Annotated in this window: 7 protein-coding genes and 1 pseudogene; 4 read left to right on the forward strand and 4 right to left on the reverse strand. The window is 66.6% G+C overall.

All coding sequences use genetic code 11. From position 1 onward, the window contains the following. Positions 1 to 87 precede the first annotated feature (87 nt). From VOI19_RS08825 to VOI19_RS08840, 4 genes are read left to right on the forward strand one after another with little or no spacing between them, the layout of a single operon-like run. Positions 88 to 732: a cytochrome c oxidase subunit 3 gene (locus VOI19_RS08825; protein WP_416366363.1), complete on the forward strand. Its 645-nt coding sequence runs from the start codon at positions 88 to 90 to the stop codon at positions 730 to 732. A 54-nt stretch (positions 733 to 786) separates the two neighbouring features. Further along, positions 787 to 1,695: a c-type cytochrome gene (locus tag VOI19_RS08830; RefSeq protein WP_416366361.1), complete on the forward strand. Its 909-nt coding sequence runs from the start codon at positions 787 to 789 to the stop codon at positions 1,693 to 1,695. After that, positions 1,692 to 2,741 (forward strand): ubiquinol-cytochrome c reductase iron-sulfur subunit, encoded by a 1,050-nt coding sequence (locus tag VOI19_RS08835; protein ID WP_323792596.1) that lies wholly within the window; start codon positions 1,692 to 1,694, stop codon positions 2,739 to 2,741. The genes VOI19_RS08830 and VOI19_RS08835 overlap by 4 nt, the downstream gene beginning before the upstream one ends. A 38-nt stretch (positions 2,742 to 2,779) precedes the next feature. Then, complete coding sequence (locus VOI19_RS08840) at positions 2,780 to 4,489, forward strand: ubiquinol-cytochrome c reductase cytochrome b subunit (RefSeq protein ID WP_323792597.1); 1,710 nt, start codon at positions 2,780 to 2,782, stop codon at positions 4,487 to 4,489. 144 nt (positions 4,490 to 4,633) lie between these two features. Here VOI19_RS08840 and VOI19_RS08845 read toward each other — a convergent pair whose 3' ends face one another. The 4 genes and pseudogenes from VOI19_RS08845 to VOI19_RS08860 all read right to left on the reverse strand — a co-directional run. Continuing rightward, entirely contained in the window at positions 4,634 to 5,857 is a 1,224-nt protein-coding gene (locus tag VOI19_RS08845) for an Ig-like domain-containing protein (protein WP_323792598.1), read from the reverse strand. A 124-nt stretch (positions 5,858 to 5,981) separates the two neighbouring features. Then, on the reverse strand, positions 5,982 to 6,416 hold the full coding sequence (locus VOI19_RS08850; RefSeq protein WP_323792599.1) for a cytochrome c oxidase subunit 4: 435 nt from the start codon (positions 6,414 to 6,416) through the stop codon (positions 5,982 to 5,984). Beyond that, entirely contained in the window at positions 6,413 to 8,179 is a 1,767-nt protein-coding gene (gene ctaD / locus VOI19_RS08855; RefSeq protein WP_416366362.1) for a cytochrome c oxidase subunit I, read from the reverse strand. The genes VOI19_RS08850 and ctaD overlap by 4 nt, the downstream gene beginning before the upstream one ends. Continuing rightward, positions 8,176 to 8,472: pseudogene (locus VOI19_RS08860) on the reverse strand (cytochrome c oxidase subunit II); the annotation flags it as partial. The pseudogene VOI19_RS08860 and the gene ctaD, both read right to left, overlap by 4 nt.

The raw sequence follows: 8,472 nt of genomic DNA on the forward strand, positions 1-8,472 counted from the left end.
GATAGAACTTCACCTTCACCCGGGGGTCGAGGTGCCCTCGCGAGAAGTTCACGCCATAATGATCTCGTGGCAACGACAACAGCTCCCATCCCGGCCTCCCGACTGCACGGGCATCACGACCGCCCGAGCATGGTGGCGGTCGGCACGATCATCTGGCTCTCCAGCGAGCTGATGTTCTTCGCGGCCCTGTTCGCGTCCTACTTCACGATCCGCTCGGTCAGTCCCGAACTGTGGGCCGACAGCACCGAAGCGCTGAACGTGCCCTTCGCGTCGATCAACACCACGATCCTGGTGCTGTCGTCGCTCACCTGCCAGCTCGGCGTCTTCGCTGCCGAGCGTGGCCAGGTGGGTCGGTCGGGCTCGCTCTTCGACTTCCGCAAGTGGGGTCTGCGCGAGTGGTTCATCCTCACGTACGTGATGGGGGCCATCTTCATCGGTGGCCAGGCCCTCGAGTACGCCGAGCTCGTCCACGAGGGCATCACCATGGGCGGTGACGGCGGTCCGGGTGACACCTCGACGGCCTACGGCTCGATGTTCTACCTGACGACCGGGTTCCACGGCCTGCACGTCACAGGCGGGCTGATCGCCTTCCTCTTCGTGCTCGGGCGTACCTACATGGCTCGCAAGTTCACGCACGAGCAGGCCGTGAGCGCCATCGTCGTCTCCTACTACTGGCACTTCGTCGACGTCGTGTGGATCGGGCTCTTCGCCACGATCTACCTCATCAAGTGACGAACCGACAGTCCCCCTCCGTCCGCCCCACTTCAGCTATCAAGGGATGAGAAAGTGCGCTTCCTGAACCGCTCCGCAGGTCGGCTCTCCCGGCACCGCCGGACCCCCCTCGCGGGCGCCCTGGTCCTCGTGCTGGGCCTGCTCTTCACCGGCGGCCTCTACTCCGCCTTCTCCCCCGGCGCGAGCGCCGGGGAGACGAACACGACCGCCGAGGACATCCAGTCCGGCAAGGAGCTGTTCATCAACGGCTGCTCCTTCTGCCACGGCCAGAACGGCGAGGGCGTGCTGACCGCCAGCGGCGACCAGTACGGTCCGCCACTCGCCGACGTGGGCGCGGCCTCGGTCGACTTCCAGGTGGGCACCGGCCGCATGCCGCTGGTCCAGCCCGGCCAGCAGGCCGAGCGCAAGCCCCCGGTCTACAACGAGGAGGAGACGCTTCAGCTCGCTGCCTACGTCGACTCCCTCGGCACCGGCCCGGCCATTCCTGACGAGTCCAACTACACCCTCCCCGAGACCAACGAGGACGGCACCGCCTTCGACAAGGAAGCGGCCATCTCCCGAGGTGGACAGATCTTCCTCACCAACTGCACCGCCTGCCACAACTTCGACGGGCAGGGTGGCGCCATGCCGCGCGGGGGCTACGCGCCGACCCTGCGCGGTGTCGAGCCGAAGTACGTCTACGAAGCACTCCTCACCGGTCCTCAGTCGATGCCGAGCTTCTCCAACGGCAACCTGGCGCCCGACCAGAAGCGCGACGTCATCGCCTACCTCGAGGCGACCGACGAGCAGCCCTCCTACGGCGGCTTCGGCCTCGGCTCGCTCGGCCCGGTGTCCGAGGGCATCTTTGCCTGGATCATCGGCATCGGCGGACTCGTGGGCTTCGCGGTGTGGATCGCCGCCCACACCACCCGCTCGACCCGGAGCAAGACCTCGACCGCCGTCGATCACGGAGACCTCGCATGAGCATCCAGCCAGACAAGCCCTCCGGAGAAGTCGCCAAGGTCTCCGACCCCCTGCCCGACCCGGGCCTGCCGGCCCACACGTGGCGTCCGACCGACGTCGACGAAGGGCTCGCCAAGCGCGCAGAGCGTCAGGTCGCCGGCTTCTTCGCCGCCTCGGCGGTGTTCACCGTGCTGTTCTTCGTCTCCTACTTCGTCTTCAAGGTGGGCGACGACTGGGACGTCACCGGAGGGCTCGGCGCCTCGACCGTCGCCCTCGGCCTGACCCTCGGACTGGCCCTGCTCTGCATCGGGGTCGGGATCATCCAGTGGGCGCGCAAGCTGATGACCGACCAGGAGATCATGGAGATGCGCCACCCCGCGCGCTCCTCCGACGAGGACCGCGAGGCCTCGCTCGCGGCGCTCAACGTGGGCCTGGAGGAATCGGGCATCGCGCGACGCCCCCTCATCCGCAACTCGTTGTTCGGCGCCATCGGCGTCATTGCGCTGGCCCCCATCGTGCTGCTGCGTGACCTCGGCCCCACGCCGAGCCAGGTGGAGAACGAGGAAGAGGGTCTCGGCCTCGAGCACACCATCTGGAAGGCCGGCAAGCGAGTCGTGCGCGACGTCGTCGGCACGCCCATCCGCGCCGCCGACCTGCAGATCGGCGACCTGGTCAACGCGGTCCCCGACGGCATGTTCCAGCTCGAGGGCACCGAGCTCCAGGTGCAGAAGGCCAAGGCGGCCGTCATCGTCGTACGCATGGAGCCTGAGGAGATCGTTCCCGGGCCGGGCCGAGAGGACTGGAGCGTCGAGGGCATCGTCTGCTACTCCAAGATCTGCACCCACGTGGGTTGCCCGATCTCGCTCTACGAGCGCACCACGCACCACGTGCTGTGCCCCTGTCACCAATCTACTTTCGATCTCGCCGACTCGGCTAAAGTCGTGTTCGGACCGGCGGCTCGCGAACTTCCGCAGCTGCCGCTCTCGGTGGATGACGAAGGATTCCTGGTCGCCCAGAGCGACTTCACCGAACCCGTGGGACCGAGTTATTGGGGGCGTGGGCAGTGAGTATCGACACCAGTCGTGTAGCCGACAGCAACAGCACGATGGCTGCGACGCCGAAGAAGCCGGCCAAGGTCGGAGCCGTGGCCAACTGGGCCGACGAGCGCCTCGGCCTCGGCGGCGCGATGAAGAAGAACCTGCGCAAGGTCTTCCCAGACCACTGGTCGTTCATGCTGGGCGAGATCGCTCTGTGGAGCTTTGTCGTGCTGCTCCTCACCGGCGTGTTCCTGACGCTCTGGTTCGACCCCAGCATGGCCGAGATCGAGTACCAAGGCTCCTTCGACCCGCTGCGCGGCGTCGAGATGTCCCGCTCGATGGCCTCCACCCTGAACATCTCCTTCGATGTCCGTGGTGGCCTGCTGATGCGTCAGATGCACCACTGGGCCGCGAGCATCTTCATCGCCTCGATGATGATCCACATGATGCGCGTCTACTTCACCGGCGCCTTCCGCAAGCCCCGTGAGCTCAACTGGGTCATCGGTTGCCTCCTGCTGCTCCTCGGAACCCTCGAGGGCTTCACCGGCTACTCGCTGCCCGACGACCTGCTCTCCGGCACCGGCGTCCGCGCCGCCGACGGGTTCCTGAAGGCGACCCCGGTCGTCGGCTCCTACATGTCGTTCTTCCTCTTCGGCGGAGAGTTCCCCGGCGACTCGATCATTCCTCGCCTCTACACGATCCACATCCTGCTCATCCCGGGTCTGCTGCTGGGTCTGATCGCAGCGCACATGTTGCTGCTCGTCTACCACAAGCACACCCAGTGGCCCGGACCCGGCCGCACCGAGGAGAACGTCGTCGGTTTCCCGATGCTCCCCGTGTACGCCGCCAAGGCCGGTGGATTCTTCTTCATCGTCTTCGGCGCCACCGCGGTCATGGGCGGACTGCTCACGATCAACCCGGTGTGGAAGTTCGGCCCCTACGACCCGACCAAGGTCACCGCTGGCTCGCAGCCTGACTGGTACATGGGTTGGCCCGACGGTCTGCTCCGCATCATCCCGGGCTGGGAGTCGACGATCTTCGGCGAACCGATCAGCTGGAACATCATGATCCCGATCCTGATCGTCCCGCCGCTGATGCTGGTCATCCTGATGCTCCTGCCGTTCATCGAGGCGTGGATCACCGGCGACAAGCGCGAGCACCACCTGCTCGAGCGCCCCCGCAACGCCCCGACCCGCACCGCGGTCATGGTCTCCCTGATGACCTTCTACGGCCTCGCCTGGGCGGCCGGCGGCAACGACCTCATCGCCATCAGGCTGGATCTGAGCATCAACCAGATCACCTACTTCATGCGCGTTGCGATCTTCCTCGGACCGGCCCTGGCGTTCTACATCACCCGTCGCTGGTGCATCTCGCTCCAGCGTCACGATGAGAACAAGCTGCTCCACGGCTACGAGACCGGCGTCATCATGCGCTCCCCCGAGGGCGGCTACAGCGAGCGACACCTCCCGATCAGCGAGAACGCGGCCTACACGCTCACCGCTCGCGACCGTGAGCAGGCCTGGACGCCGTCGCAGAAGGTCGACGAGAACGGCGTCGCCGCTCCCGGTGGCCGTCTCGACGGGATCCGCAGCAAGCTGTCGACCCTGATGTACGCCGACAACGTGCAGAAGCCGACGGCTGCCGAGCTCGAGGAGGCGCACCACCACGCCGAGCACGAGCACGCGCTCACCGCTGCGCTCGACGGTCACTCCGCTGATGGTCACCAGTTCGACGGGCACCACGCCGTCGAGGGAGAGAACCTCCGCGGAGACCACTGAGTCACCAGCACCACCCGCAGCACCCACGGGGGCCCGCCAGACGTCGTCTGGCGGGCCCTCGTGCGTCGCGGGGCCTTGCGCCTGTCCTGGCCCCCCCGCCACTCCCCCGCCCACATGGTGGAGGGAGTGGAGGGACTTGAGGGATCAGAGGGCGGAGCCGGCGGCGTAGTCGCTGAAGGACTTGTTCCAGTCGCCGAAACCGTTGGTGAAGGTCATCGGGCGGTCGGTGCCGGTGTACTCGACCACGTCACCTCGCTTACTCAGGGAGTAGAGCCAGCGCGCCTGGTCGGTGCTCAGACCGGTGCAGCCGTGCGAGACGTTCGCGCTCCCCTGCGAGCCCACCGACCACGGGGCAGCGTGGATGAACTCCCCCGAGTAGGTCAGCCGCATGGCGTACTGCACGTTGTCGATGTCGTAGGCCTCGGAGCCGCTGATGCCGACGGTCTCGGAGTTCATCCGCTTCGAGTCGTGCTTCTCCATGATCACCTTGGTGCCAGAGCGCGTCGTGAAGCCGGCCTTGCCCGTGGTGATCGGAATCGTGCGCAGGAGGTCGCCGTTGCTGAAGACCTTCATCTGGTGGGTCCGGGCGTCCACCCGGTAGATGTTGCGGCCTCCGACGGTGAAGTCGACCGACCGGCTCTCCTGCCCGTAGATCCCCCGACCTGCGTCGACACCGTTGATGTCGACGTCGACCGTGACCTCGCTGCCGGCCTGCCAGTACTTCTTGGGACGCCAGTGCGCCTCGTTGTCGCTGAGCCAGTGCCAGGAGCCCACCTGCTCGGGCACAGAGGTCACAGACATGCTCTTCTCGAACTCTGCCCTGTTGCGCACGGCCAGGTCGAAGCTGACGACCACGGGCATCCCGACGCCCACGGTCTCGCCCTGGAGCGGTGCCACGGAGGCGTAGGTCTGCTCGTCCAGCGTGAGGTCCTGGGTGGTGAAACGGCTCGTACGACGGGTGCGCTCCCCCGCGTCGGCGTCCTCGACAACTGTGACGATGGTGTAGTCGGTGCCCGGCTCGAGACGCTCCGCAGCAGTCCAGGCGAAGCGGTCCTCGCTCATCGATCCAGCGACCTGCGCGCTCGCCGAGCGCACGGTCACCGACGCCAGGGTGCCGCCCGCCGCACGGACCCGGACGAGCGTCGACACGGGGACGTCACGTGCCGCACGTCGCGGGGTGGTGCTCACGACCGGGCCGGACGCCCCTGGGGCGGACGCGTCCCTCGCACCGCGCTGTCCGCCGACCTCGACGCCCGCGGACGGCGAGGATGCGTCCGTGCCGGCGTCCGAGCAGGCCACCAGTCCACTGCACGCCATCGTGGCGACGGCCACGAGGGCCAGACGGCGCTTCGACGACTGCACGGACATGCGGCGGCTCCTCAAAAAGCTGATCGAGAGCCGCCGGTGGATCCTGGGCGACTCTCGATCAAGGGTAAAGGAACCCCGGTGGTGCTGTGTCATCGATGGCTGTAGCCAGCCACGACGAGGTGGATCAGTGGGCGTGCTCGCCGCGGTAGTACTCGAAGATCAGGCCGCTCAGTGCGAGCGTGCCGAAGACCGCGCCGATGGCGAAGAGCCACCAGGCCGCCATCGCGACGGCGAACACGATCACGCCGAGGGTCGCGCCGCACCAGAGGGGCCACCACGAGTACGGCGGGAAGAACCCGAGCTCGCCCGCGCCGTCGGCGATCTCACCGTCGTGACGGTCCTCAGGACGCGCATCCATCTTCTTGGCGTGGAAGCCGAGGTAGAGCGCGACCATCAGGGTCAGCAGACCGGTCATGGCCAGCGCAGACGTCCCCGTCCAGTCGCCACCGCCGCCGCCGACGTTGCCATTGCCGGCGCTGTCGGTCACGAGCCAGTAGGCAGGGGTCACCAGCACCAGAAAGATGGTGGTGACGCCGAAGATCCAGGCTTCGACCTTCATCGCGTCTGGTCTCCCTCGGTGTCGGTGTCGAGTCGTTCCTGGATGAGCGTGTCGCGCCCCTCCATGTCGGGGGCGTCGGCGAACTTGCCGTCGCGGGCAGCCTCGTTCTCGTCCAGCTCGATCGCAGCCACCTCGGGGTGGTGCAGGTCGAAGGCCGGCGACTCCGAACGGATGCGCGGGATGCTGTGGAAGTTGTGCCGCGGCGGCGGGCAGCTGGTGGCCCACTCGAGCGAACGACCCCAGCCCCACGGGTCATCGACCTCGACCAGGGGGTTGCGGCGCGAGACGTAGACGTTGTAGAGGAACGGCAGCGTCGAGGCTCCGAGGAGGAACGCGCCGATCGTGGAGATCTGGTTGAGACCGGTCCAGCCGTCGCTCACGAGGTAGTCGGCGTAGCGACGCGGCATCCCCTCGACACCGAGCCAGTGCTGGACGAGGAAGGTGGTGTGGAAGCCCACGAAGAGCAGCCAGAAGTGCACCTTGCCCAGGCGCTCGTCGAGCATCCGACCGGTGAACTTGGGCCACCAGAAGTAGAAGCCCGCGAACATCGCGAACACCACGGTGCCGAAGACGACGTAGTGGAAGTGCGCGACCACGAAGTAGGAGTCGGAGACCGCGAAGTCCAGCGGCGGGCTGGCGAGGATGACGCCGGTCAGACCACCGAAGAGGAAGGTGGTCAGGAAGCCGATCGACCACAGCATCGGGGTGTCGAACGATATGGATCCGCCCCACATGGTCCCGATCCAGTTGAAGAACTTCACCCCTGTCGGGACCGCGATCAAGAACGTCATACCGGCGAAGAAGGGCAGGTTGACCGCCCCGGTCACGAACATGTGGTGGGCCCACACGGCGACCGAGAGGATCGCGATGCCGAGCGTGGCGCCGACCAGTCCGACGTAGCCGAAGATCGGCTTGCGGCTGAAGACCGGGAGGATCTCGGTCACGATGCCGAAGAACGGCAGCGCGATGATGTAGACCTCGGGGTGTCCGAAGAACCAGAACAGGTGCTGCCACAGAATCGCGCCACCGTGTGCGGTGTCGAACACGTGAGCACCGAACTGACGGTCGGCCTCCAGCGACAGCAGCGCACCGGCGAGCACGGGGAACGCGATGAGCACCAGGAGGCTGGTGACCAGCGTGTTCCAGACGAACAGCGGCATCCGGAACATCGTCATGCCGGGCGCGCGCATGCAGATGATCGTGGTGATGAAGTTGACCGCACCAAGGATCGTGCCGAGGCCGGCGAGCCAGAGGCCCATGATCCACAGGTCACCGCCGACACCCGGCGAGCGAACGGCGTCGGAGAGCGGCGTGTAGGCGAACCAGCCGAAGTCAGCGGCGCCGGCCGGGGTCAGGAAGCCCGACCCGGCGATGATGCCGCCGAAGAGGAACAGCCAGTAGGAGAACATGTTGAGCCGCGGGAACGCGACGTCCGGCGAGCCGATCTGCAGCGGCATGATCACGTTGGCGAAGCCGAAGAACAGCGGCGTCGCGAAGAGCAGCAGCATGATCGTGCCGTGCATGGTGAAGAGCTGGTTGTAGAGCTCGTCGTTGACGACCTGGCTGCCCGGGAAGGCGAGCTCGGAGCGGATCAGCATCGCCATCAGTCCGCCGATGAGGAACCAGGCGAAGGACGTGCCGAGGTAGAGCTTGCCGATCAGCTTGTGATCGGTCGTCGTCATGATGGTGACCAGCTGACGACCCAGCGGCTTGCGCGGCTCGGGCACGGTGGTGCCAGCGGGCGGCGGTGCGGTGGTGGTCACAGGCAGGCCTCCTTGATGATGGAGTCGGATTCTTCCTTGGCCACCTGGGTGCGGGCGTAGGTGCCGCCGCAGACCGGGTCGTCGGAGACGAAACCGGCGTCGTACTGGCCCTGGAGGTAGTCCTCGTACTCGGCCTCGGACACGATGTCGACGTTGAAGAGCATGCGCGAGTGGTAGACACCGCACAGCTCGTAGCACTTGCCGGCGTAGGTGCCCTCGACCTTGGGCGTCACCTGGAAGTGGTTGTTCTGGCCCGGCATGACGTCCATCTTGATGAGGAAGCCGGGGACGCC

This window comes from Nocardioides sp. (assembly GCF_034670285.1).
GTDB lineage: Bacteria > Actinomycetota > Actinomycetes > Propionibacteriales > Nocardioidaceae > Nocardioides.